Here is a 24,502-nt window from a genome sequence, read left to right on the forward strand (position 1 = left end):
GTCCTCACCGATAGCTATATGATCGCGAAGCTAATGCCAAGTTACTGTGATGGCATTTTGTGCAATGCGGTATCACCTTTTAGGCACTGCAGCGATGAGCCACACGCATATCGGAAGCCGATGATTCGACTGGTCTTTTGGGGCTCGCGATTTTGCCTCATATTTCAATCGATTATGCTTGCCGGATTTGATTGAAGGTTGCATTCTGACTGCCTTCGCAGCCGGGCTTGGGCGGTTCATGCAGGAGTTGACGTCAGTCGAATTGCGGCCGGAAACAGGCGAAGGCCTTGCCGGCTCCTCCAATTTTTCACCACCAGTCGTGGTGACGCGACCGGCAAGGACGCAGTCGGCAATACCATTGCGCCACCGGCTGCCGGCCGCAGCCTCGCACTTGCTGCGTGCCGGCATGCGCATGCTGGGCGAGGAGACGGACCATGGCCGCCTGCTGCTGTTCTCGCCGGTCTTCCTCGGCGCCGGGTCAGCCATCTGGTTTCTCGCGGCTTCGGATTTTCCGCACACTGCATCGCTGCTCTGCCTGTTGGTGCTGACCGTCGCAGTTCTCATCGCCAGCCGCAACCGGGCGGCATTGCGGGCAGCGCTGCTGGCGCTTTCGCTCGTGGCTTGCGGCATAGTCTCGGCGCAGTTCGAAAGCTGGCGGGCTTCGACCGTGATCCTCGATTCATCAGTGACGACGACGGTGACCGGCCGCGTCGAGCGGCGCGAAGGCGATGGTCGCGGCCGGTGGCGCTACATTCTTGCCGTCACCGGCACTGAAGCGCCTCAGGTCAAGCGGCCGCCGGAACGCATCACCGCCATCGCCCGCGGTGCGGACGCAGCCTTCGAGATCGGCGATATCATCACCGGCAGGGCGCGGCTGACGCCGCCGGCGGGCCCAGCACTTCCCGAGCTCAACGACTTCTCCTTCAGTGCCTATTTCGACGGCATCGGCGCCAACGGCTTCTTCTACGGTGCGCCGACGAAGGTCGATGCGCAGGCAGGTCCGCAGGCTGCAAGATCGGCGGTGGAAGCGCTGCTCGAAGGGCTCTACCGGCTGCGCAGCGGCATTGGCGACCGAATAAGGTCGATCCTGCCCGGCGATACCGGCGCTTTTGCCGCCGCACTGGTGACGGACGAGCGGCGCGCCATCTCGGATGCGACGACGGAGGCACTACGCCAGTCCGGTCTGGCTCATATCATCGCCATCTCCGGTCTCAACATGGCGCTGTCGGCCGGCATCTTCTTCGTCGGCTTTCGGATGCTGCTCAGCATCTTTCCCGGTATCGCTGAGGCCTACCCGACGAAGAAGATCGCTGCCGCCGGCGCGCTCATCGCCGTTACTGCCTATTTCCTGATTTCGGGCTTTGCGGTCTCTGCCGAGCGCGCTTTCATCATGATGGCCATCATGTTGATTGCCGTCTTCTTCGACCGGCCGTCGATCAGCCTGCGCAATGTCGCGCTTTCCGCCCTCGTCATCATCCTCATTTCACCGTCCGAGGTCTTAGGTCCGAGCTTCCAGATGTCCTTTGCCGCCACATTGGCGCTGGTCTCGGGCTATCAGCTGTGGAAGGACCGGCGCATCCGCGAAAACGCCTTTCTGAAGCTGCCGATCATCAGGCCCTTCGTTACTGTTGCGGGCTTCTTCGGCGGCGTCTTCCTGACCTCGCTGATCGGTGGTTTTTCCACCGCGTTGTTTTCGATCGAGCATTTTCATCGCCTGACCGCCTATGGCCTGCCGGCAAACCTCGCGACAATGCCGATCATCTCCTTCATCATCATGCCGGCCGGCTTGCTGGCGATGCTACTCATGCCTTTCGGTCTGGATGTTTGGGCTTGGAAGGTCGTCGGATTCGGCCTCGATCTGGTGATCGCGGTCGCAAAGACGGTGTCCGGCTGGGATGGCAATATCGACGTCGGCCGCTTGCCCGCCTGGTATTTCGCGATAGCCGTCGCAGGCTTTCTGCTGCTGACGCTGCTCCGCACCCGGCTGCGCCATATCGGCACATCAATCATCGCGGTCGCAACGCTCATCCTGTTGCTTCTACCGGTTCCCCGGCCGCCGGATCTGGTGATTTCGGAGGATGGCAGTCTCGTCGCGGTGGTCGAAGCGGCAGCAATGGCTTCCAACCGTGAAAGACCACCGGATTTCATCTTCGACCAGTGGCAGAGAGCCCTGGTCCTGCCGAGACATGATCCGCCGAAGATGCTGGATGGTCCTGCTATCCCGCAGGTAGGAGAAGACCGCCGCGTCAAGCTTTCCCGCGATCAGCAGAACGAAGCGAGGACAGCGATGCGGGCGGCCGCAGCGGCCGGTGAAGCAAACCGCTTTTCCTGCGTCAAGAGGGCCTGGTGCGCATCAAGGCTTGGCAATGGTCGTGTGGTTGCTGTCATCGACAATGCCGCCTATCTCGGCCCGGCATGCGACGCGGCCGATATCATCGTGACGTCGGTCCGCCTGCGTTTCAACAGCTGCCGCTCAGGTGCGACGCTCTTCACCGGCGAGACGCTGCGCAGGACCGGATCCATCGAGTTGCGCTTCGCGGACGCCGGCCTGGAGGTGGCAACCGCATTTGACGCATTGTCGCGACCATGGATGCGCCATCGCGCCTTTGACTGGCGCAGCAACAGCTTTACCGAATCCGGCCTAACCGATGTCAGTGATAGCGGCGAATGAGGCCGACGAGTTTGCCCTGCACCTTAACACGGTCTGGTCCGAAAATCCGGGTCTCGTAAGCCGGGTTGGCCGCTTCCAGTGCGATCGAGGCGCCCTTGCGGCGGAAGCGCTTGAGTGTCGCTTCTTCGTCATCGACGAGTGCAACAACAATGTCGCCAGGACTTGCGGTGCTGCCATTGCGGATGATCACGGTGTCGCCGTCGAAGATGCCGGCGTCGATCATCGAATCGCCCTTGACCTCCAGGGCATAATGTTCACCGGAACCGAGCATGTCGGCCGGAACGGCGATGTCGTGGGTGTTGTTCTGGATCGCCGAGATCGGCACACCGGCGGCGATTCTGCCCATGACCGGCACGGAAACCGAGTTGCCGTTGTCGGCGACGGGTTTTGCGGGAGCAGGGGCGGCGACCGGCTGAGGTTTGCCCAGGCTGCCTTCGATGACGCTCGGCGAAAAGCCGCGCCGCGGCTGGATGCTGGGGCTGTAGGCCTCCGGAAGCTTGATGACCTCGAGCGCACGGGCGCGGTTCGGTAGGCGGCGAATGAAGCCTCGCTCCTCGAGCGCTGTAATCAGGCGATGAATCCCGGACTTCGAGGCGAGGTCCAGAGCATCCTTCATTTCGTCGAAAGATGGCGGAACGCCGGATTCCTTCATGCGCTCATGAATGAAAAGGAGAAGCTCCTGTTGTTTGCGCGTGAGCATCGACGTTGTGACCTCGTGATTGAAACAAATCCAGAACAGACACTATATGTTCCATATGTGTTCCGCAAGTAGCTAAATTTCCGTAAAACTTGGCGCCAACTCGTTGAGATTTTTATTTTCATTCGCCGGATTGGCACAGAAGTCTTGCGTTGAGGGAAGCGCTGTCGCACATCTCTTGCCGTGTCAGGGAGGGATATCATGAACGAGCACTCCGCCAAACCGCACCCGCTGGATCATGTCGTGCTGCCGGTCGTCAATATCGATCTGGCGCGCGAGAGGCTCGGCAAGCTCGGCTTCACCGTTGCCCCCGATGCGCGCCATCCCTTCGGAACGGAGAATGCCTGCGTCTTCTTTGCTGACAAGACCTATCTGGAGCCGCTCGGGATTGCGAGCGTCGAGGAGAGCGAGGCGTCGGCGCGCCAAGGCAATGTCTTCACCGCCCGCAATCAGGCTTTCCGCTTCCGCTGCGGCGCGGAGGGGCTTTCGGGGCTGGCTTTTGGCAGCAAGGATGCCGGCATCGATCATCAGAATTTCGTCGGTAACGGATCGAGCGCCGGCGAGATGCTGCAGTTCACCCGGCCGATGACGATGCCGGACGGTTCTGAGACGATTGCCGGCTTCAAGCTGGCTTTTGCCGGCGATCTGCGCGCGCCTGATCTCCTGCTATTTACCGTCGAGCGCGTCAATCCGCTGCCGGCCGACCGCGCCGTGCTGGAGACGCATGCCAATGGCGTCACCGGCATAGTCGAGATAGCGCTTTGCGCGCCTGATGCTGCCGCCTTCGCTGCCTTCGTCAGCCTCGCCGTGGTGCAATCGGCAGTCGAGAAAACCGGTTTCGGCGTCAATATCCCGGCGTCGAATGCCAAAATCAGCCTGATGACGGCGGAAGGGTTGGAGGCCTATTTCGACATCGTCGGCTCATCCGCAGATCGTGGCCTGCGCGGCCGGGCAATCCTCTTCGCTGTCGCCGATCTTGCCGTGACAGAAGCGCATTTGGCTGCTAACGGGGTGACATACGCGCGCAAGAACAATCGCATTCTGGTGAAGCCCGCGCCCGGGCAGGGCACGCTCTTCGCCTTCGAGGAAACACGATGAGCACTGATACGAATTCCGAAGTCAGGATCGGCGAAGGCCAAGGCCAGGTCAGCTTTTCCAATACCGGCCGCCTGTCGCTGATTGCCGGTCCCTGCCAGATGGAGAGCCGCGACCACGCCTTCATGGTCGCCGGCACGCTGAAGGAGCTTTGCGGCAAGCTCGGCATCGGCCTCGTTTACAAGAGCTCCTTCGACAAGGCGAACCGCACCTCGCTGTCGGCCGAACGCGGTATCGGGATTGAAAAAGGCATGGAGGTCTTTGCCGACCTCAAAAAGGAGTTCGGCTTTCCCGTCCTGACCGACGTTCATACCGCCGAGCAATGCGCGGAGGTGGCAAAGGTCGTCGACGTCCTGCAGATCCCGGCCTTCCTCTGCCGCCAGACCGACCTTCTCATCGCCGCCGCCAAGACCGGCCGCGTCGTCAATGTCAAGAAGGGCCAGTTCCTGGCCCCCTGGGATATGAAGAACGTTCTGAAGAAGCTCAATGCCAGCGGCAATCCGAACGTGCTGCTTTGCGAGCGCGGCGCCTCCTTTGGTTACAATACGCTGGTTTCCGACATGCGCTCGCTGCCGATCATGGCGGCGATGGGTGCGCCCGTTGTCTTCGATGCGACCCATTCCGTAGCGCAGCCGGGCGGGCAGGGCGATTCCTCCGGCGGTCAGCGGGAATTCGTAGAAACCCTGGCGCGGGCAGCAGTGGCTGCCGGTATTGCCGGCGTCTTCGTCGAAACCCATCAGGACCCCGACAATGCCCCTTCCGACGGCCCGAACATGGTCTATCTCAAGGACATGCCGCGGCTTCTCGAAAAGCTGCTCGCCTTCGATGCGGTCGCCAAGGCTTGACGTTCAACAGTCTGACATGATCGTGCTATAGGCCACATCCGAACGCTGGTCCGAAGGCTATTGCAGCATTGTAATTTGCACGCCTTCGACTAAGACAGGTTTCGAACCATTTATCACCCACCGAGCAGGAAGAACCCATGACTGCAATCACCGATATCATCGCCCGCGAGATTCTCGATAGCCGTGGCAACCCCACCGTCGAAGTCGATGTCTATCTCGAAGATGGCAGCATGGGCCGCGCGGCCGTTCCCTCGGGCGCCTCGACGGGCGCGCATGAGGCGGTCGAACTGCGTGACGGCGGCAAGCGCTACCTGGGCAAGGGCGTCGAAAAGGCGGTCGAAGCCGCCAACACCGAGATCTTCGACGCGATCGGCGGCATCGACGCCGAAAACCAGATCCAGATCGACAACATCATGATCGAGCTGGACGGCACGCCGAACAAGTCGCGTCTCGGCGCCAACGCCATCCTTGGCGTGTCGCTCGCCGTCGCCAAGGCTGCCGCCCAGGCGTCCGGCCTGCCGCTCTACCGCTATGTCGGCGGTGCTTCCGCCAGCCTGCTGCCAGTGCCGATGATGAACATCATCAATGGTGGTGCCCATGCCGACAACCCGATCGATTTCCAGGAATTCATGATCCTGCCGGTCGGCGCCGATTCGATCGCCGAAGCCGTGCGCATGGGTTCGGAAGTCTTCCATACGCTGCGCAAGGAACTTGCCGCACAGGGCCATAACACCAATGTCGGCGATGAAGGCGGTTTCGCACCGGGCCTGAAGAGCGCGCCGGAAGCTCTCGACTTCATCATGAAGTCGATCGAGAAAGCCGGCTACAAGCCGGGCGACGACATGTGCCTCGGCCTCGACTGCGCCTCGACGGAATTCTTCAAGGACGGCAAATACGTTCTCGAAGGGGAAGGCCGCACGCTGGAATCGGGCGCCATGGCCGAATATCTGGCCGAACTCGCCGCCAAGTATCCGATCATCTCGATCGAGGACGGCATGGCCGAAGACGACTGGGATGGCTGGAAGACGCTGACCGACCTAGCCGGCAAGAAGACCCAGCTCGTCGGCGATGATCTCTTCGTCACCAACTCCGCCCGTCTTCGCGACGGTATCCGCATGGGCGTCGCCAACTCGATCCTCGTCAAGGTCAACCAGATCGGCACGCTGACGGAGACGCTTGATGCCGTCAACACGGCGCACAAGGCGGCCTATACCGCCGTCATGTCCCACCGCTCCGGCGAGACCGAAGATTCGACCATCGCCGATCTCGCGGTCGCCACCAACTGCGGTCAGATCAAGACCGGCTCGCTGTCGCGCTCCGACCGTCTTGCCAAGTACAATCAGCTGATCCGTATCGAAGAGGGCCTCGGCCCGCAGGCCCAGTATGCCGGCCGCTCGATCGTTCGCGGCTGATCGGATCTGATTTTCAACGGCTTGACCCGCGCCTTCCCGGCGCGGGTTTTTTGTTGCCCGTTTTTTAGAGTCAACGAACGGTTAATCTCTGCACGTTAGATTGAACGAATTGGTAATGCGTTCAAGAGCATGCGTGTATGTGGACAAAGCATCATAAGAAGAGAAAGATCGGTCGCTTCGTCATTCCGGCCATGACGGTCGCCTTCCTCTCCTATTTCGGTTATCATTGCATCCATGGCGATTACGGCCTGCGCGCAACGGAGACGTTCGAGCATCAGCGTGTCGCGCGTGAAAAAGAGCTTGCGATCTTGAAGGCGAAGCGCGAACATCTGGAAAATCAGGTCGCGCTCTTGAGTGACGGGTCGCTCGATAAGGATATGTTGGACGAAAAAGCGCGTTATCAGCTCAACATGTCGCGCGCCGACGAGATCGTCGTATTCAATCATTATTCCAATTAACCGGAAACAGGTTAATTGGAATTTTCAATGTTTTTCCAATAATTTAGCACCGAATACGAGCCATGCAATTATGGCATTGCTGTGCTCATATTTCTTCCCTATGGTACGCGCCACCAAGAAACTACAAACCCATAGGGAGGGTTGAATGGCGCCGCGAAAGACCGCGACCGTTTCCAGCCGCAAAACTGCAGCAAAACCGGCAGCCAAAGCATCGAATGGAGGCCCGGTAGCCGACTTCGATCGCAATGAAGAGCTGAAGGCCTATCGCGAGATGCTGCTGATCCGCCGCTTCGAGGAGAAGGCCGGCCAGCTTTACGGCATGGGGTTCATCGGCGGCTTTTGTCACCTCTACATCGGTCAGGAAGCTGTCGTCGTCGGCATGCAGATGGCGCAGAAGGATGGCGACCAGGTCATCACCGCCTATCGCGACCACGGTCATATGCTGGCAACCGGCATGGAAGCGCGTGGCGTCATGGCGGAACTGACCGGGCGCCGCAGCGGCTATTCCCACGGCAAGGGCGGCTCGATGCACATGTTCTCGAAAGAGAAGCATTTCTACGGCGGTCACGGCATCGTCGGCGCCCAGGTCTCGCTCGGAACGGGTCTTGCCTTCGCAAACCGCTACCGCGGCAATGACAATGTCTCCATCGCCTATTTCGGCGACGGCGCTGCCAACCAGGGCCAGGTCTACGAGAGCTTCAACATGGCTGCTCTCTGGAAGCTGCCGATCGTCTACATCGTCGAGAACAACCGTTACGCCATGGGCACCTCGACTGCCCGCGCCACCGCGCAGTCGAATTACTCGCTTCGCGGATCCGGTTTCGGCATCCCCGGCATTCAGGTCGATGGCATGGACGTCCGCGCCGTTAAGGCGGCCGCCGACGAGGCGCTCGAGCATTGCCGTTCCGGCAAGGGTCCGATCATTCTCGAAATGCTGACCTATCGTTATCGCGGTCACTCGATGTCCGACCCGGCGAAGTATCGCTCCAAGGACGAAGTGCAGAAGATGCGCTCCGAGCATGACCCGATCGAACAGGTCAAGGCACGCCTCGTCGAAAAGGGCTGGGCTTCCGAAGACGATCTGAAGGCGATCGACAAGGATGTTCGCGACATCGTCGCCGATAGCGCCGATTTCGCCCAGGCCGATCCGGAGCCGGATGCATCCGAGCTCTATACCGACATTCTGCTCTAATCGGGGAGGGAACCCATGCCTATCGATATCCTCATGCCCGCCCTCTCTCCGACCATGGAAGAAGGCACACTGTCCAAATGGCTGAAGCAGGAAGGTGACAAGGTCACCTCCGGCGACGTGATTGCCGAAATCGAAACCGACAAGGCGACGATGGAAGTCGAAGCCGTTGACGAAGGCGTCATCGGCAAGCTTCTGGTTCCTGCCGGAACCGAAGGCGTCAAGGTGAACGCCAAGATCGCCGTTCTCCTGCAGGACGGTGAATCCGCATCCGACATGTCTGCGTCCGCTCCGGCAGCAGCGCCGGCTGCTGCACCGCAGGCCGCGCAGGAGGAAAAGCCGGCTGCCGCAACTCCGGCATCCGCGCCCGTTCCGGCCGAGCCGAAAGCCCAGGTGCAGAACGATCCGGAAATCCCGGCCGGCACCGAAATGGTGTCGACGACCGTGCGCGAAGCGCTTCGTGACGCCATGGCCGAGGAAATGCGCACCGACGAAAACGTCTTCGTCATGGGCGAGGAAGTCGCCGAATATCAGGGCGCCTACAAGGTCACGCAGGGCCTGCTGCAGGAATTCGGCCCCCGCCGCGTCGTCGATACGCCGATCACCGAGCATGGCTTTGCCGGCGTCGGCGTCGGTGCAGCCATGGCCGGCCTTCGCCCGATCGTCGAGTTCATGACCTTCAACTTCGCCATGCAGGCGATCGACCAGATCATCAACTCCGCTGCCAAGACGCTTTATATGTCCGGCGGCCAGATGGGCGCTCCGATCGTCTTCCGCGGCCCGAATGGTGCAGCGGCCCGTGTCGGCGCCCAGCACAGCCAGGATTATGCAGCCTGGTACAGCGCCATTCCCGGCCTGAAGGTCGTCATGCCCTACACGGCATCTGATGCCAAGGGCCTGCTGAAGGCTGCGATCCGCGATCCGAACCCGGTCATCTTCCTCGAAAACGAAATTCTCTACGGCCAGCACTTCGATGTGCCGAAGCTTGACAATTTCGTCCTGCCGATCGGCAAGGCCCGCATCCATCGTCCGGGCAAGGACGTCACCGTCGTCTCCTTCGGCATCGGCATGACCTATGCGATCAAGGCTGTCGCCGAACTCGAAAAGCTCGGCATCGATGTCGAACTGATCGACCTTCGCACTATCCGCCCGATGGACCTGCCGGCTGTGATCGAATCGGTGAAGAAAACCGGACGTCTGGTGACCGTCGAGGAAGGCTATCCGCAGTCCTCCGTCGGCACCGAAATCGCCACCCGCGTCATGCAGCAGGCCTTCGACTATCTCGATGCGCCGATCCTGACGATCGCAGGCAAGGACGTTCCGATGCCTTACGCCGCCAATCTCGAAAAGCTCGCCCTTCCGAACGTCGGCGAAGTGGTCGATGCGGTGAAGGCTGTTTGCTACAAATAAGGGGAGGGTGTTTCGATGCCGATCAATATCACGATGCCCGCCCTCTCTCCGACCATGGAGGAAGGCAATCTTTCCAAATGGCTGGTCAAGGAAGGCGACAAGGTCAAGTCTGGCGATGTGATCGCCGAGATCGAGACCGACAAGGCGACGATGGAAGTCGAAGCCGTCGATGAAGGCACGGTCGCCAAGCTCGTCGTTGCGGCCGGCACCGAAGGCGTCAAGGTCAATGCGCTGATCGCGGTTCTCGCCGCCGATGGCGAGGATGTCGCTGCTGCCGCAAGCGCTGCGGGTCCCGCCACTCCGGCGCCGAAGGCAGATGGTGCAGCCGCGCCGAAGGCCGAGGCTGCACCGGCTCCGGTCCAGTCTGCTGCGGCTGCGGCACCTGCACCCGCCGCCGCACCCGCCTCGGTTTCATCTGATGGCAGCCGCACCTTCTCTTCGCCGCTTGCCCGCAGGCTGGCCAAGGAAGTCGGTATCGACCTTTCGGCAATCGCAGGCTCCGGCCCGCACGGGCGCGTCGTCAAGAGCGACATCGAGGCCGCCGTTGCCGGTGGCGGCGCCAAGGCCGCAGCCCCTGCCGCTGCTGCCTCCGCTCCGCAAGCCTCCGCGGCTTCGGCTCCGGCCGCTGCGCCGAAGGGCGCGTCCGAAGAAGCTGTGCTCAAACTCTTCGAGCCTGGCTCCTACGAGCTCGTGCCGCATGACGGCATGCGCAAGACGATCGCCAGGCGCCTGGTCGAATCCAAGCAGACGATTCCGCATTTCTACGTCAGCGTCGATTGCGAGCTCGATGCGCTGCTGGCGCTGCGCGCCCAGCTGAACGATGCGGCTCCGCGCAAGGACAACGCTCCGGCCTACAAGCTCTCGGTCAACGACATGGTCATCAAGGCCATGGCGCTGTCGCTGCGCGACGTTCCGGATGCCAACGTCTCCTGGACCGACAGCAACATGGTCAAGCATAAGCACGCCGATGTCGGCGTCGCCGTCTCGATCCCCGGCGGCCTGATCACCCCGATCATCCGCAAGGCCGAGGAAAAGACCCTGTCGACGATCTCCAACGAGATGCGCGATCTCGGCAAGCGGGCCAAGGACCGCAAGCTGAAGCCCGAGGAATATCAGGGCGGCACCAGCTCGGTCTCGAACATGGGCATGATGGGCGTGAAGAACTTCGCAGCCGTCGTCAACCCGCCGCATGCGACGATCCTCGCGGTCGGCGCCGGTGAACAGCGGGTTGTCGTCAAGAAGGGCGAAATGGCGATTGCCACCGTGATGTCAGTCACGCTCTCGACCGACCATCGCTGCGTCGATGGCGCGCTCGGCGCCGAACTGCTCCAGGCCTTCAAGGGCTACATCGAAAACCCGATGGGCATGCTTGTCTGATAGCGGCACGAGGCGGAAATGACCAAGACCGTTCTTTGCTATGGTGACTCGCTGACCTGGGGTTATGACGCCGAGACGATCGGCCGTCATGATTACAAGAATCGCTGGCCGAGCGTGCTTCAGGCAGCGCTCGGCGGTGACGCGCGTATCATCGCCGAAGGCTTGAACGGTCGCACCACCGCTTTCGACGACCATCTCGCCGATTGCGACCGCAACGGTGCGCGCATCCTGCCGACGATCCTGCAGACGCATGCGCCGCTCGACCTCGTCATCCTTCTGCTCGGCACCAATGACATGAAGCCGGTCGTGGCAGGCTCGGCCTTTGCCGCATGCCAGGGCATCAGCCGGCTCGTGCGGCTGATCCGCAATCACGCCTGGCCCTTCGAATTCGATGGGCCGGAGATTCTGATCGTGGCGCCGCCGGCGATCCGCGCGACGGGCAATGTGCCCTTCGCCGCATCGTTTCCCGGCGGCATCGAGGAATCGGCAAAACTTGCAACGCTTTATCGTGATCTTGCCGACGAACTCGGTTGTGGCTTCTTCGACGGCAATTCGGTCGCCAAGACCACACCGATCGACGGTATTCACCTCGATGCGGAAAATACGCGTGCGCTCGGACGCGGGCTGGAATCGATCGTGCGGATGATGCTGGGGATCTGACCATGACCTCCTTCATCGCCCTCCGGCAGGCCTCACGGCGGGATGCCTCGGAGCTGGCGATTCTGGCGGATATCGCATCGCGCGGTTTTGCCTCCTGGCTCTGGTTTGCCGGTGTGGAAAACGGCGTGAGCGACACGCCGCTGGAGCGGGGCCGGCTGAAGATGAGCCAGGAGGAAGCTGTCGGCAGCTGGCGGGATGCCGTCATTGCCGAGGCCTATGGTGAGATTGCGGGTGTGGCGATCGGCCATGCGCTGGGTGAGGGGATAGGCGATATCGAGGCGACGATTCCGGCGACCGCACCGATGCTTGCCTTGCAGAAGACGGTGGTCGGAAGCTGGTTCATCGGCAGTCTCGGCGTCTATCGCCACCTGCGCGGCATCGGCATCGGACGCAGGCTGCTGGACGATCAGATCGAAAGGGCCGATCGGCGGCCCGTCAGCCTGATCACCGCCAGCGACAACGAAGCGGCTTTGTCGCTTTACGGAAGAAACGGATTCCTGGAGGCTGCGCGCGCCGATGCCGTGCCGCTCTTCAAAAACAGCAAGAGACATGCGTGGGTGCTCATGACCCGCAGCGCAGCGTAACAAAGGCAGGAAACACATGGCTGAATCCTACGACGTCATCATCATTGGTTCGGGTCCCGGCGGCTATGTCGCTGCCATCCGCGCCAGCCAGCTCGGCCTCAAGACCGCGATCGTCGAGCGCGAGCATATGGGCGGCATCTGCCTGAACTGGGGTTGCATCCCGACCAAGGCGTTGTTGCGCTCGGCCGAGGTGCTCGATCACGCCAATCACTTCAAGGATTTCGGCCTCGTTCTCGAAGGCACGGTCAAGCCGGATGCCAAGGCCGTCGTCGGCCGCTCGCGCGCCGTCTCCGCCCGTCTGAATGCCGGCGTCGGCTTCCTGATGAAGAAGAACAAGATCGACATCATCTGGGGCGAGGCAAAGATCACGAAGCCCGGCGAGGTCGTCGTCGGCAAGCCGTCGAAGGCCGTCGTCGAGCCGCAGCATCCGCTGCCGAAGAACGTCAAGAGCGGCGAAGGCACCTATACCGCCAAGCACATCATCATCGCGACCGGTGCCCGTCCGCGCGCGCTGCCCGGCATCGAGCCGGATGGCAAGCTGATCTGGACCTATTTCGAGGCGCTGAAGCCGGATGTGCTGCCGAAGTCGCTGATCGTCATGGGCTCGGGCGCGATCGGCATCGAATTCGCCAGCTTCTATCGCTCGATGGGCGTCGACGTGACGGTCGTTGAAGTCATGCCGACCATCATGCCGGTCGAGGATGCCGAGATCACGGCGATCGCCCGCAAGCAGCTTGAAAAGCGTGGCCTCAAGATCTTCACGAGCGCCAAGGTTTCGAAGGTCGAGAAGGGCGCCGGCAGCGTCACCGCTCATGTCGAGACGGCCGATGGTAAGGTGCAGCAGATCACCGCCGACCGGCTGATCTCGGCCGTCGGCGTTCAGGGCAATATCGAAAACCTCGGCCTCGAGGCGCTCGGCGTCAAGACCGACCGCGGCTGCGTCGTCATCGATGGCTACGGCAAGACCAATATCGCCGGCATCTATGCGATCGGCGATGTCGCCGGCCCGCCGATGCTGGCGCACAAGGCAGAACATGAGGGCGTCGTCTGCGTCGAAAAGATCGCCGGCCTCCCGAATGTTCATCCCACCGACAAGGGCAAGGTCCCGGGCTGCACCTATTGCAATCCGCAGGTCGCCTCCGTCGGCATCACCGAAGCCAAAGCCAAGGAGCAGGGCCGTGACATCCGCGTCGGCCGCTTCTCCTTCGCAGCAAACGGCAAGGCGATCGCGCTCGGCGAAGACCAAGGCATGGTGAAGGTGATCTTCGACAAGAAGACCGGCGAGCTGCTCGGCGCCCATATGGTCGGCGCCGAAGTCACCGAGCTCATCCAGGGCTTCGTCGTTGCGATGAACCTCGAGACGACCGAGGAAGAACTGATGCACACGATCTTCCCGCATCCGACCGTGTCGGAATCGATGAAGGAAGCGGTGCTCGATGCTTACGGTCGCGTGCTGAACGCTTGATAATTTCCCAATCCGCCCTTTATCTCAGAGCGGCAAAGCCGTCCCGCCGGGGTGGAGAATCCATCCCCCCGGAGTGGAAAGCCACTCCGCTGGGGTGGAAAAAACGAAAGGAAATCATCATGTCTATGGAGACGCAGGCGTTGCTGGTATTTTTGCTGATCGGCCTGGTCGCAGGCTTCCTCGCAAGCCTGGTCGTCGGTGGCGGCGGGCTGATAAGATGCCTGCTGAGCGGCATCATCGGCGCCTTCGTCGGCGGCTATCTGTTCAGCGCGCTCGGCATTTCGCTGGGCATTGAAAACGCGCTGGTGGTGCAGATCATCCACGCCACCGTCGGCGCCATCATCGTGGTTCTGATCGCGAGGGCGGTCGCTTGAAGCGCAACTGAGGGGCAGGGCAAGAATGGAAAGCGTCGGCTGGATTTCGGCAATCATCATCGGCGGGCTTGCGGGCTGGCTCGCCGGCAAGCTGATGGAAGCGCGATACGGGATTTTCCTGAATATCGTGCTCGGCATCGTCGGCTCGGTCGTCGCAAGCGCCATCCTCGCGCAGTTTCATCTCGAGGTGGTCGGCGGGCGGCTCGGTTATTTCGTGACGGGTTTTCTCGGCGCCTGCCTGCTGATATTCCTTGCGCGGCTGGTGCGGCGCTAATGCATGTCGCCCAAAAGTGTGCAGCGGTTTTGGGATAACGACTTGCATAAAACAAAGACTTAAAGAGCGTCGCATTAATCCGATTTGACGCGATGCTCTTTAGATGATTTGCCGCATAGGGGCGGTAGAAGGTTGAAACTGCAATGGTGACCATCCTCGACACGATCAATCCCGACGCCAAGCGCGTGCGGCATCCGGAGAAGGCGCATCGGCCGGACACGGAAGTCATGCGCAAGCCGGACTGGATTCGCGTCAAGGCGCCGACCTCCAAGGGTTATGCCGAGACACGCGCGATCGTGAAGGAGCACAAGCTCGTCACCGTCTGCGAGGAAGCCGGCTGCCCGAATATCGGCGAGTGCTGGGACAAGAAGCACGCGACCTTCATGATCATGGGTGAGATCTGTACCCGCGCCTGCGCCTTCTGCAATGTCGCCACCGGCAAGCCGAATGCGCTCGACATGGCCGAGCCGGAGAACGTCGCCAAGGCGGTCAAGGAGATGGGCCTCAGCCACGTCGTCATCACCTCGGTCGACCGCGACGACCTGGAGGACGGCGGCGCCGAGCACTTCGAAAAGGTGATCTGGGCGATCCGCGCCTCCTCGCCGATGACGACGATCGAGATCCTGACGCCTGATTTCCTGAAGAAGCCGGGGGCGCTGGAACGCGTCGTTGCCGCCAAGCCCGACGTCTTCAACCACAATATGGAAACGGTGCCTGGTAATTATCTGACGGTTCGCCCCGGCGCCCGCTACTTCCATTCCGTCCGCCTGCTGCAGCGGGTGAAGGAACTCGATCCCACCATGTTCACCAAATCGGGCATCATGGTCGGTCTCGGCGAAGAGCGAAACGAAGTCCTGCAGCTGATGGACGATCTGCGCACCGCCGATGTCGATTTCCTGACGATCGGCCAGTACCTGCAGCCGACCCGCAAGCACCATAAGGTCGAAAGCTTCGTCACCCCCGACGAGTTCAAGTCCTACGAGACCGTTGCCTACAGCAAGGGCTTCCTGATGGTCGCCTCCAGCCCGCTGACCCGCTCTTCCCACCATGCCGGCGACGACTTCGCCCGGCTGCGGGCGGCGCGCGAAAAGAAGCTACTGATCGCGGCCGAGTAAGAGCTGGCCTTGTTTTTTCGAGGAAACGGCGACGATTGTCGTTGCAGTTCAGACCGCTGACAAACCCGCAACGTCATCCTCGGCCTTGTGCCGAGGATCTGCGCACATCAAATTAAGCATTTGAAAACGCATGTTTTTCTATCAGAACAATTGGGGGTGAATCAGATGCTCGGCACAAGGCCGAGCATGACGGAGGTCTTCTCTTTGGGCGGTCGGCGATTCACGTCACATCTCGTTCGAAATCGAAGCCGACCGTAGCCTGGTGATCGGCCGCCCCGGCAGTGGCAAGAGCACGCTTGCAGAGCCGCTACGTCTAACATCAAATCAACAATGCAACTGCAATGTCAACTCAGGGCCGGCGGATCGCCCATTGCAACGCGGGATAGCTGCCGATCATCTCGAACGCGCCAGCGCCGACTGCTTCGCGAACGGCCACCGCGACGCCGCTATGGGTATGATCGAGAGCGTCATGCCAATCGTCGCCGGCGATGATACCGCCCGATTTGACCTTACGCCGCAGCACTTTGAGCTCCTCGGCCGTGCCATCATAGGAGTGCGAAGAATCCAGATAGACCCAGTCGAGATGGTCGTCAGGAAGCTGCTCAAGGAAAGGCACGGAATAGTCGACATGGACCGATACGTTTGCGCCTTGCGCAGACCTTTTGATACGTCGCGAGGCCACATCGTGGGCGCGGTTCGTCGATAGCCGGCCATTGGCGGTATAAATGCCCCAGTCAGGATAGAAATTTCCGAAAATCAACCACCAAGGGTCGACGAAATAGGCGGACTTCGGTTTGGCCCGGTCCAGCAGAATGGTCGAGAACAATCCGGTGAACACGCCAAACTCTGCCCCGACACCACCCTTGGGGAACAGATCACAGAGGAATTGCCTGCTCTTCAATCGGTGGTCAGACAAAAACTCAGCCCGTAAAAATTTCGAGTCTAACGGTATGCTCCCGACCGAAAGTATATCTTGTGCGTTTCTGATAAAATGCTCTGTCAGGAAGCTCATTCGTGCCACACCTATAATTTTAGGCAATGTATAGGTTGTGAATAGGGGGCGGGCAAGCGATATTATTATACGGTTCTAGATTATGCATAATTATAATATTTCAATAAGTTGAGTATCGATGGGACGTAAAGAGTATTTATGGGGTTATCGTTTAATTTCTATTGGCTCACCATGGCGAGGGAGACGTAACAGCCTTCGGGTCATGTTTGATACGGCATGTTGCGCGGTCAGCTTCGGAAATTCAGTTGTGTCGTAACTGACGGCCCGCCTGGGTGCATATCCGCCTGTGGGCGACTTAGCCCGGCTGAGAGCGACGCGCGAAAAGAGGCTGTTGATGGCAGCCAAGTAACACGCGGCACTTGCTTTTTGATTGAACCGCGGCGATTTTCGCCGCAGTTTTTCTTTGGGAGGCCGACGATGAACATCACCTCCGGATTGAAATCGCCGCTGATCGAAGCCAACCGTATCCTGGTTATCGGTTGCCCTGGCAGCGGCAAAAGCACGCTGGCAAAGCGGCTGTCGCGCGCGCGCACGACCTTGACTACATCTCCATGGACCGCGACTTCTACTGGCAACCGGGCTGGAGAAAGAGACCGCGCGACGAGATCGACCGCCGGATCGCCAAGGCGGGCGGAACAACGCTGGATCATGGATGGAACCGGCCTCAGCTCCTTCCATCTTCGCCTGCCGCGCGCAGACGCCGTCATTTGGCTTCGGCTGCCCAGATATGCATGCCTGTACGGCGCGGTCTCAAGAACATTCCGTTATTTTGGGCGCAACCGTCCCGAACTGCCTGCCGGCTGCCCTGAACGCCTCTCGCTGGACTCGCTTGCCTATATCTGGAATTTCGAGCGGGATGCCGCGCCTCTGATCGAGGCAGCACTTCGCGATCACGGGCTTGTAAAGTCCACCGTCATCATAAGATCGCGCAAGGCAGCTAACCGGTTCGCCGCTCTTAGCGCCGGAGATCGTGCCGGCGAAATGCACGTCTGGCTCGAGGGAGTTGCATGATGGATCAGAAAGTAGATCTGCCGCCGCATCAGCAGATCACCGATCTTAAACAGGCGGCGGAGCATATCCGTACAGCCCGCCGCATCCTCGTCATCGGCTGCTCGGGCGGCGGTAAATCGACGCTGTCGCTGAAGATCGCCAGGCGCTTCGGGCTTTCCTACATTTCGCTCGACCGCGACGTCTATTGGCTTCCCGGCTGGGTCACGCGAGACAGGGTCGAGCAGAGAAAGATCATCGCCAGCCGGATCCTCGAAGAACGTTGGATCATGGACGGCACGAACCCGTCTTCCCTGGACATTCGGTTGCCGCGCACCGATTTCGTCGTCTGGGTCCGCATGCCGCGGCTTGTCTGCATCTGGGGCGCAATCAGCCGGTGGGCGAAATGGATCGGCCGCACTCGCCCCGAAATGGCGCCGGGCTGTATCGAGAAGATCGATTTGGAATTCCTCCGCTTCATCTGGACCTTCGAGGAGAAATTCGCGCCGCGCCTCGTCGTCGGTATCGCCGCACATGGCCCCGAAGTACCGGTTCTTCAGCTAAAATCCCGCCGCCAGATGCGCGAGCTTCTTGATCTTCTCGGCCCGCCCGATTAATTGCCGCTTATGCCGCAATTCGAAACGCACCGTCCCGTCCCGCACACGCCCGAGCAGATGTTCGATCTCGTCGCCGATGTCGAGCGCTATCCGGAATTCCTGCCGCTCTGCGAAGCGCTCGCCATCAGGAGCCGCAAGGAGCGCGACGGCAAGATCCTGCTCGTCGCCGACATGACGGTCGGCTACAAGGCGATCCGCGAGACCTTCACGACACAGGTGCTGCTGAACCGGGCCGAACACGTCATCGAGGTCAAATATATCGATGGCCCGTTCAAATATCTCGACAACCGCTGGCACTTTGCCGAGACGCCGTCTGGCGGCTGCACCGTCGATTTCTTTATCGATTACGAGTTCAAGAGCCGCATCCTGGGTGCGTTGATGGGCTCGATGTTCGACCGCGCCTTCCGCATGTTCACCGAAGCCTTCGAGACGCGCGCAAACAGGATCTACACGCCGGCCCGATGAGCGAACCGGCGTCAGGCAGCAAGGAGCGAGCGCACCATTTCCAGCGCCGTCCTGATCGTCGCCAGCCGAACCTCGCTGCGGCCGATATCGCCATAGAGCATCTTTCGATGGATGAGCGCGCCGTCGCGCGATTTGGCGGCGAGATGCACGAGGCCGACCGGCTTTTCCGCCGATCCGCCGCCGGGGCCGGCAATGCCGGTGACGGCAACGGCGATCTCGGCGCGTGAGCGGAAGAGGGCGCCATGCACCATCTGTCGCGCCGTTTCCTCGGAAACTGCCCCGAAGCGCAGCAGGGTTTCCGCCTGCACGCCGAGCATCTCGATCTTTGCGCTATTCGTATAGGTGACGAAGCCTCGGTCGACGACGGCTGACGAACCCGAAATCTCCGTCAGCGCCCCGGCGATCAACCCGCCGGTGCAGGATTCGGCGGTCGAGACCATCAGCCCTGCGGCCGTGAAGTCACGAATGATCGTCTCCGCCGCCGAAAGGATATCGTTGGGAAAAGGGCTCATCATTTCTTCCCGCGATAGACGACGGTTGCCGTGGCGATCGCCGCGATGCCTTCGCGCCGGCCGACAAAGCCGATCGTCTCGTTGGTCGTCGCCTTGACCGAGCAGCGCTCGATATCGATGCCGAGATAGTCCGACAGTTTCGCCCGCATAGCGTCGCGATGCGGGCCGACCTTGGGTGCCTCGGCGATCAGCGAGACGTCGGCATTCATGATCGTGCCGCCGCGCTCGCGCACGATCCGGGCGGCATGCTCGATGAAGATCCGCGAAGCTGCCCCCTTCCATTGCGGGTCGGACGGCGGGAAATGATCGCCGATATCGCCGGCGCCGCAGGTGGCAAGCAGCGCGTCCGTCAGCGCATGCAGCGCAACGTCGGCATCCGAGTGTCCTTTCAGTTTCTGGTCATGCGGAATGAACACGCCGCAGAGCGTCACGCCATCGCCCGCGACGAGCTGGTGCACGTCGTAGCCGTTGCCGGTGCGCACGTCTGGAAGCAGCGAAGACGAGAGCTTGTCGTCGGCCATGGCGATATCGTTTTTGACCGTCAGCTTGACGTTGTCGGCCGTGCCCTCGACGATCGTCACCGGAATGCCCAGCCATTCGGCGATCGAGGCATCGTCGGTGAAATCGCTTCGTCCGCTTGCCGCCGCCTTCTCATGCGCCTCGAGGATCGTTTCGAAGGCGAAGGATTGCGGCGTCTGCGCAGCGTAAAGATGCTCGCGCGAAACCGTCGTCAGCACGGTGCCTGTATTGTCGGCGCGTTTCAGCGTATCGGTGACCGGGATCGCCGGCAGGACCGCCTGTGCGCCGGCGCCAAGGCTCTCGGCGATGCGATCGAGAAGCGCATGGTCGAAGAACGGCCGCACGGCATCATGGATCAGCACATGGCTGATTTGCTTGTCCTTGAGGTATCTGAGGCCGGCAAGCACGGATTGCTGCCGGGTCGCACCCCCATGCACCGTTTCGATCGGCGTTGCCGAGATGATATGGCGGAAGGCTCTCGCAAACAGCGCCTCGTCATCGGGATGAATGACGACGACGATCTCAGTTGCCGCTTCCCATGTCATGAAGTTTTCAAGCGTATGCACGATAACCGGCTTGCCGCCGATCATGCGATACTGCTTGGGGCCTTCCTTGGATGATCCTGCGCGCTCGCCGCGGCCGGCGGCCACTATGACAATTCCAGCCGATATCGGTTGCTTAGAAGGCATTTGCAGCATAAATCCCCTAAATTATGCGGAATTGACCCGAGTGCTCTACCGTCTTGCTTTGGCCTTTTCCAGCATCTGCCCGAAAAATATCAATTCCCGTCCCAGCCCCCTTGGCAAGCCAGGGAATAGTGGCTAAAAATAATGCAGTTCTATTGTGTGCCCGAAAGATAATCATTTGATTTCCAAGGACCTCGCAGCGCCTTTCCAAATCGGACCCGTGTCCGTGCGGAACCGCGTTGTACTGGCGCCGATGTCCGGCGTCACGGATATGCCCTTCCGCGAGCTTGCCTGGCGCTTCGGCGCCGGCCTCGTCGTCACCGAGATGGTGGCGAGCCGCGAACTGGTCAACGACACGGCCGAATCCTGGTCGCGGCTCAGCGCTGCGGGCTTCCGGCCGCATATGGTGCAGCTTGCCGGGCGCGAGGCGCACTGGATGGCGGAGGCGGCCAAGATCGCCGCCGATCACGGCGCCGATATCATCGACATCAACATGGGTTGCCCGGCAAAGAAAGTGATCGGCGGTTATTCCGGCTCGGCGCTGATGCGCGATCCCGATCACGCGCTCGGCCTCATCGAGGCGACGGTCAAGGCCGTCGACATTCCGGTGACGCTGAAGATGCGCCTTGGCTGGGATGAGAATTCGATCAACGCGCCTGATATCGCCCGCCGCGCCGAGGCGGCCGGCATCCAGCTTGTGACCATTCATGGGCGCACCCGCATGCAATTCTATGAAGGCCGCGCCGATTGGGATGCGATCCGCGCCGTCCGCGAGGTGATCTCCATTCCGCTGATCGCCAACGGTGATGTCGAAACGGCAAGCGATGCGCAGGAAATATTGCGCCGCTCCGGCGCCGATGCCGTGATGATCGGCAGGGGCTGCCAGGGCAGGCCATGGCATGCCGGCGTCATATCGGGCGCGCCCGCACCGCAATCCCTGAAGATCGCCGATATCGCCGTCGAGCATTACCGGATGATGCTGGATTTCTACGGCGAGGCGGTGGCGATCCGCCATGCCCGCAAGCACCTGGGCTGGTATCTCCAGCGTTTCGCCCCTGATCTGTCAGGCGCTGAAAAGGCGGAGATCATGACCTCGCGCGACCCGCACGAGGTGGCCGCGCGCCTTTACGATGCGCTTGCGGCAAGTATTGTCGACAGCCGGGAGGCGGCATGACGAAGGATATGACATCTCCGTCCGATCACGCCGGCGGGACCGTCGCCATGGCCGTGCTGAACGCCATCCAGAACCCCGTCATCATGGTCGACGAATCCGGCTTCGTCGTTTTCGCCAATTGGGAGGCGGAGGCCTTCTTCGGCGCCAGCGCCTCGCATCTGGCGCGTTACCGGATTTCGACTTTCATTCCTTTCGGCAGCCCGCTGCTTGCCCTGATCGACCAGGTGCGCGAGCGCAAGGCGCCGGTCAACGAATATCGCGTCGACCTGAGTTCGCCCCGCCTCGGCCAGGACAAGCTCGTCGATCTCTACGTCGCCCCGGTGCTCAGCGAGCCCGGCGCCGTCGTCATCGTCTTTCAGGAACGCTCGATGGCCGACAAGATCGACCGGCAGCTGACGCATCGCGCCGCCGCCCGCTCGGTGACCGGTCTTGCCTCGATGCTGGCGCACGAGATCAAAAACCCGCTCTCCGGCATCCGCGGCGCCGCCCAGCTGCTCGAACAATCTGCGGACGACGACGATCGGGCGCTGACCCGGCTGATCTGCGACGAGACCGATCGCATCGTTTCGCTGGTCGACCGGATGGAAGTCTTTTCCGACGAACGCCCTGTCGACCGCATGCCGGTCAATATCCATTCGGTGCTCGATCATGTGAAGGCGGTCGCCAAGGCGGGTTTTGCCCGCAACATTCGGGTCACCGAGAGTTACGATCCGTCGCTGCCGGCCGTCTATGCCAATCGCGACCAGCTCGTCCAGGTCTTCCTCAATCTGGTGAAAAACGCCGCCGAAGCGGTCGGCGATCGGCCGGACGGCGAAATCATGCTGACGACGGCCTATCGCCCCGGCATCCGTCTTTCGGTCGCCGGCACGCGCGAAAAGATCTCGCTGCCGCTGGAATTCTGCGTCCACGATAACGGCCCGGGCGTTCCCCTCGATCTGTTGCCGCATCTCTTCGATCCCTTCATCACCACCAAGCCGAACGGCAGCGGCCTCGGCCTGGCGCTGGTCGCCAAGATCATCGGCGATCACGGCGGCATCATCGAATGCGACAGCCAGAACAGCCGCACGACATTCCGCGTTCTCATGCCGGCGTCGAAGGACGCCTCGCTTGAAGACGCCTCTATAGCAAGCTCGACAGGACCTTCTCGATGACAGCCACGATCCTCGTTGCAGATGATGATGCGGCCATCCGGACCGTGCTCAACCAGGCTTTGAGCCGCGCCGGTTATGACGTTCGCATCACCTCCAACGCCGCTACCCTCTGGCGCTGGATTTCGGCAGGCGAGGGCGATCTGGTCGTCACCGATGTGGTGATGCCCGACGAAAACGCCTTCGATCTGCTGCCGCGCATCAAGAAGGCGCGGCCCGACCTGCCGGTCCTCGTCATGAGCGCCCAGAACACCTTCATGACTGCCATCAAGGCCTCGGAGAAGGGCGCCTACGACTATCTGCCGAAGCCCTTCGATCTCACCGAGCTGATCGGCATCATCGGCCGGGCGCTCTCCGAGCCGAAGCGCAAGCCCGCCAAACTCGAGGACGACATGCAGGACGGCATGCCGCTCGTCGGCCGCTCGGCGGCGATGCAGGAAATCTATCGCGTGCTCGCCCGACTGATGCAGACGGACCTGACGCTGATGATCACCGGCGAATCCGGCACCGGCAAGGAGCTCGTCGCCCGCGCGCTGCATGATTACGGCAAGCGCCGCAACGGCCCGTTCGTCGCAATCAACATGGCGGCGATCCCGCGTGACCTGATCGAATCCGAACTCTTCGGCCATGAGAAGGGCGCCTTCACCGGCGCCCAGACGCGCTCGACCGGCCGCTTCGAGCAGGCCGAAGGCGGCACGCTCTTCCTCGACGAGATCGGCGATATGCCGATGGACGCCCAGACGCGGCTCTTACGCGTCCTGCAGCAGGGTGAATACACCACCGTCGGCGGCCGCACGCCGATCCGCACCGATGTGCGCATCGTTGCCGCCACCAACAAGGACCTGAAGCAGGCGATCAACCAGGGCCTCTTCCGCGAGGATCTGTACTACCGCCTCAATGTCGTGCCGCTGCGCCTGCCGCCGCTGCGCGACCGCGCCGAGGACATTCCCGATCTGGTGCGCCATTTCATCCAGCAGGCGGAAAAGGAAGGTCTCGGCTCAAAGCGCTTCGATCAGGAAGCGCTCGAACTGATGAAGGCTTATGCCTGGCCGGGCAACGTTCGCGAGCTGGAAAACCTCATCCGCCGTCTGATGGCGCTTTACCCGCAGGATGTGATCACCCGCGAGATCATCGACGCGGAACTTCGCTCCGACGTGCCCGACAGCCCGATCGACAAGGGGCCGATGCGCAGCGGCTCGATGACGATCGCGCAAGCCGTGGAAGAGAACATGCGCAGCTATTTCGCAGGCTTCGGGGACAATCTGCCGCCGCCCGGCCTCTATGACCGTGTGCTGACCGAAATGGAATACCCGCTGATCCTCGCCGCCCTGACGGCGACGCGCGGCAACCAGATCAAGGCGGCCGATCTTCTCGGTCTCAACCGCAACACCTTGCGCAAGAAGATCAGGGAACTTGGCGTCTCGGTCTACAGGAGTTCCCGCACCGCCTGAGCTCGCTCGGGGCGATGAAAAGAAGGCGGCGGGCCCTCATGTTGCCCACCGCCCACCCCTCCCGGCGTCCGCCGCCACGGTCGGGAGGAGAGGTGAGCCTATCTGAGCGAGGCCACGGTTTATATCCAAGCCGACAAACAAAGATGCGGTGTCATTCGACAGTCACATAAGCATTTGTGAAGATTGTTTTGCCGACAGGCAAATGTCATTGAAGTTGCTGCGATCATCGTCGCCGTGCCTGTGGATAAGCTGTGGATATCCGGTGGACGACATGATCAATCAGCGGTCGATAATGTCGCAGATTC

At 61.3% G+C, this 24,502-nt stretch carries 23 protein-coding genes and 1 pseudogene; 20 read left to right on the forward strand and 4 right to left on the reverse strand.

The window, feature by feature from the left end:
* The first annotated feature begins 238 nt into the window (after positions 1 to 238).
* Positions 239 to 2,671 (forward strand): ComEC/Rec2 family competence protein, encoded by a 2,433-nt coding sequence (locus AC244Q_RS08775; RefSeq protein ID WP_113546027.1) that lies wholly within the window; start codon positions 239 to 241, stop codon positions 2,669 to 2,671.
* Here the strand turns inward: AC244Q_RS08775 and lexA are convergent.
* Positions 2,652 to 3,371, reverse strand: a complete 720-nt coding sequence (gene lexA / locus AC244Q_RS08780) for a transcriptional repressor LexA (protein WP_012757322.1) — start codon at positions 3,369 to 3,371, stop codon at positions 2,652 to 2,654. The genes AC244Q_RS08775 and lexA overlap by 20 nt on opposite strands.
* 198 nt (positions 3,372 to 3,569) lie before the next feature.
* On the opposite strand from lexA, the gene AC244Q_RS08785 reads away from it, so the two are divergent.
* The 13 genes from AC244Q_RS08785 (at position 3,570) to lipA (ending at position 15,626) form a co-directional block, all read left to right on the forward strand.
* A complete protein-coding gene (locus AC244Q_RS08785; RefSeq protein WP_012757323.1) occupies positions 3,570 to 4,466 on the forward strand; it encodes a VOC family protein in 897 nt (298 codons plus the stop codon).
* Complete coding sequence (gene kdsA / locus AC244Q_RS08790) at positions 4,463 to 5,308, forward strand: 3-deoxy-8-phosphooctulonate synthase (RefSeq protein ID WP_012757324.1); 846 nt, start codon at positions 4,463 to 4,465, stop codon at positions 5,306 to 5,308. The genes AC244Q_RS08785 and kdsA overlap by 4 nt, the downstream gene beginning before the upstream one ends.
* A 137-nt stretch (positions 5,309 to 5,445) precedes the next feature.
* Positions 5,446 to 6,720: a phosphopyruvate hydratase gene (gene eno, locus AC244Q_RS08795; protein WP_012757325.1), complete on the forward strand. Its 1,275-nt coding sequence runs from the start codon at positions 5,446 to 5,448 to the stop codon at positions 6,718 to 6,720.
* A gap of 137 nt (positions 6,721 to 6,857) precedes the next feature.
* Entirely contained in the window at positions 6,858 to 7,178 is a 321-nt protein-coding gene (locus AC244Q_RS08800; protein WP_012757326.1) for an FtsB family cell division protein, read from the forward strand.
* 145 nt (positions 7,179 to 7,323) lie between these two features.
* Positions 7,324 to 8,370 carry a pyruvate dehydrogenase (acetyl-transferring) E1 component subunit alpha gene (pdhA, locus tag AC244Q_RS08805; protein WP_012757327.1) on the forward strand — a complete coding sequence of 349 codons (1,047 nt, stop codon included), beginning with the start codon at positions 7,324 to 7,326 and terminating at the stop codon, positions 8,368 to 8,370.
* A gap of 15 nt (positions 8,371 to 8,385) precedes the next feature.
* On the forward strand, positions 8,386 to 9,777 hold the full coding sequence (locus AC244Q_RS08810; protein ID WP_012757328.1) for a pyruvate dehydrogenase complex E1 component subunit beta: 1,392 nt from the start codon (positions 8,386 to 8,388) through the stop codon (positions 9,775 to 9,777).
* A gap of 15 nt (positions 9,778 to 9,792) precedes the next feature.
* Positions 9,793 to 11,154 (forward strand): pyruvate dehydrogenase complex dihydrolipoamide acetyltransferase, encoded by a 1,362-nt coding sequence (locus tag AC244Q_RS08815; protein ID WP_128406747.1) that lies wholly within the window; start codon positions 9,793 to 9,795, stop codon positions 11,152 to 11,154.
* 18 nt (positions 11,155 to 11,172) lie between these two features.
* Positions 11,173 to 11,814: an SGNH/GDSL hydrolase family protein gene (locus tag AC244Q_RS08820; RefSeq protein WP_003539320.1), complete on the forward strand. Its 642-nt coding sequence runs from the start codon at positions 11,173 to 11,175 to the stop codon at positions 11,812 to 11,814.
* 2 nt (positions 11,815 to 11,816) lie between these two features.
* Positions 11,817 to 12,398, forward strand: a complete 582-nt coding sequence (locus AC244Q_RS08825; protein ID WP_113546013.1) for a GNAT family N-acetyltransferase — start codon at positions 11,817 to 11,819, stop codon at positions 12,396 to 12,398.
* Between the two features lie 16 nt (positions 12,399 to 12,414).
* Positions 12,415 to 13,863, forward strand: coding sequence for a dihydrolipoyl dehydrogenase (gene lpdA / locus AC244Q_RS08830; RefSeq protein ID WP_113546012.1), 1,449 nt, complete (start codon positions 12,415 to 12,417; stop codon positions 13,861 to 13,863).
* A gap of 119 nt (positions 13,864 to 13,982) precedes the next feature.
* On the forward strand, positions 13,983 to 14,237 hold the full coding sequence (locus AC244Q_RS08835; protein WP_003539329.1) for a GlsB/YeaQ/YmgE family stress response membrane protein: 255 nt from the start codon (positions 13,983 to 13,985) through the stop codon (positions 14,235 to 14,237).
* Positions 14,238 to 14,262: 25 nt separating this feature from the next.
* A complete protein-coding gene (locus tag AC244Q_RS08840; RefSeq protein ID WP_003539331.1) occupies positions 14,263 to 14,511 on the forward strand; it encodes a GlsB/YeaQ/YmgE family stress response membrane protein in 249 nt (82 codons plus the stop codon).
* Positions 14,512 to 14,654: 143 nt separating this feature from the next.
* Positions 14,655 to 15,626, forward strand: coding sequence for a lipoyl synthase (gene lipA / locus AC244Q_RS08845; RefSeq protein ID WP_113546011.1), 972 nt, complete (start codon positions 14,655 to 14,657; stop codon positions 15,624 to 15,626).
* Positions 15,627 to 15,975: 349 nt separating this feature from the next.
* Here lipA and AC244Q_RS08850 read toward each other — a convergent pair whose 3' ends face one another.
* Positions 15,976 to 16,638: a class I SAM-dependent methyltransferase gene (locus AC244Q_RS08850; protein ID WP_245460511.1), complete on the reverse strand. Its 663-nt coding sequence runs from the start codon at positions 16,636 to 16,638 to the stop codon at positions 15,976 to 15,978.
* Positions 16,639 to 17,055: 417 nt separating this feature from the next.
* Between AC244Q_RS08850 and AC244Q_RS08855 the strand changes: the two are divergent.
* The 3 genes and pseudogenes from AC244Q_RS08855 to AC244Q_RS08865 all read left to right on the forward strand — a co-directional run bounded on the left by AC244Q_RS08855 (position 17,056) and on the right by AC244Q_RS08865 (position 18,707).
* Positions 17,056 to 17,649, forward strand: a pseudogene (locus tag AC244Q_RS08855) (AAA family ATPase).
* A complete protein-coding gene (locus tag AC244Q_RS08860; protein ID WP_113546009.1) occupies positions 17,646 to 18,242 on the forward strand; it encodes a P-loop NTPase family protein in 597 nt (198 codons plus the stop codon). The pseudogene AC244Q_RS08855 and the gene AC244Q_RS08860 overlap by 4 nt, the downstream one beginning before the upstream one ends.
* Before the next feature lie 9 nt (positions 18,243 to 18,251).
* The gene (locus AC244Q_RS08865; RefSeq protein ID WP_017993995.1) at positions 18,252 to 18,707 is read left to right on the forward strand and encodes a type II toxin-antitoxin system RatA family toxin; all 456 of its coding nucleotides are present in this window, start codon (positions 18,252 to 18,254) and stop codon (positions 18,705 to 18,707) included.
* Positions 18,708 to 18,718: 11 nt separating this feature from the next.
* Here the strand turns inward: AC244Q_RS08865 and AC244Q_RS08870 are convergent, their stop codons facing one another.
* Both AC244Q_RS08870 and AC244Q_RS08875 read right to left on the reverse strand, forming a co-directional pair.
* Positions 18,719 to 19,222: a CinA family protein gene (locus tag AC244Q_RS08870; protein ID WP_206641085.1), complete on the reverse strand. Its 504-nt coding sequence runs from the start codon at positions 19,220 to 19,222 to the stop codon at positions 18,719 to 18,721.
* Positions 19,219 to 20,436 (reverse strand): bifunctional 2-C-methyl-D-erythritol 4-phosphate cytidylyltransferase/2-C-methyl-D-erythritol 2,4-cyclodiphosphate synthase, encoded by a 1,218-nt coding sequence (locus AC244Q_RS08875; protein WP_113546007.1) that lies wholly within the window; start codon positions 20,434 to 20,436, stop codon positions 19,219 to 19,221. The genes AC244Q_RS08870 and AC244Q_RS08875 overlap by 4 nt, the downstream gene beginning before the upstream one ends.
* A gap of 145 nt (positions 20,437 to 20,581) precedes the next feature.
* Between AC244Q_RS08875 and dusB the strand changes: the two genes are divergently transcribed.
* From dusB to ntrC, 3 genes are read left to right on the forward strand one after another with little or no spacing between them, the layout of a single operon-like run.
* Positions 20,582 to 21,598 carry a tRNA dihydrouridine synthase DusB gene (gene dusB / locus AC244Q_RS08880; RefSeq protein ID WP_206641084.1) on the forward strand — a complete coding sequence of 339 codons (1,017 nt, stop codon included), beginning with the start codon at positions 20,582 to 20,584 and terminating at the stop codon, positions 21,596 to 21,598.
* The gene (locus tag AC244Q_RS08885) at positions 21,595 to 22,749 is read left to right on the forward strand and encodes a two-component system sensor histidine kinase NtrB (protein WP_012757341.1); all 1,155 of its coding nucleotides are present in this window, start codon (positions 21,595 to 21,597) and stop codon (positions 22,747 to 22,749) included. The genes dusB and AC244Q_RS08885 overlap by 4 nt, the downstream gene beginning before the upstream one ends.
* The gene (ntrC, locus tag AC244Q_RS08890; RefSeq protein WP_012757342.1) at positions 22,746 to 24,197 is read left to right on the forward strand and encodes a nitrogen regulation protein NR(I); all 1,452 of its coding nucleotides are present in this window, start codon (positions 22,746 to 22,748) and stop codon (positions 24,195 to 24,197) included. The genes AC244Q_RS08885 and ntrC overlap by 4 nt, the downstream gene beginning before the upstream one ends.
* Positions 24,198 to 24,502 lie beyond the last annotated feature (305 nt).

The organism is Rhizobium sp. CB2179 (genome assembly GCF_057653455.1).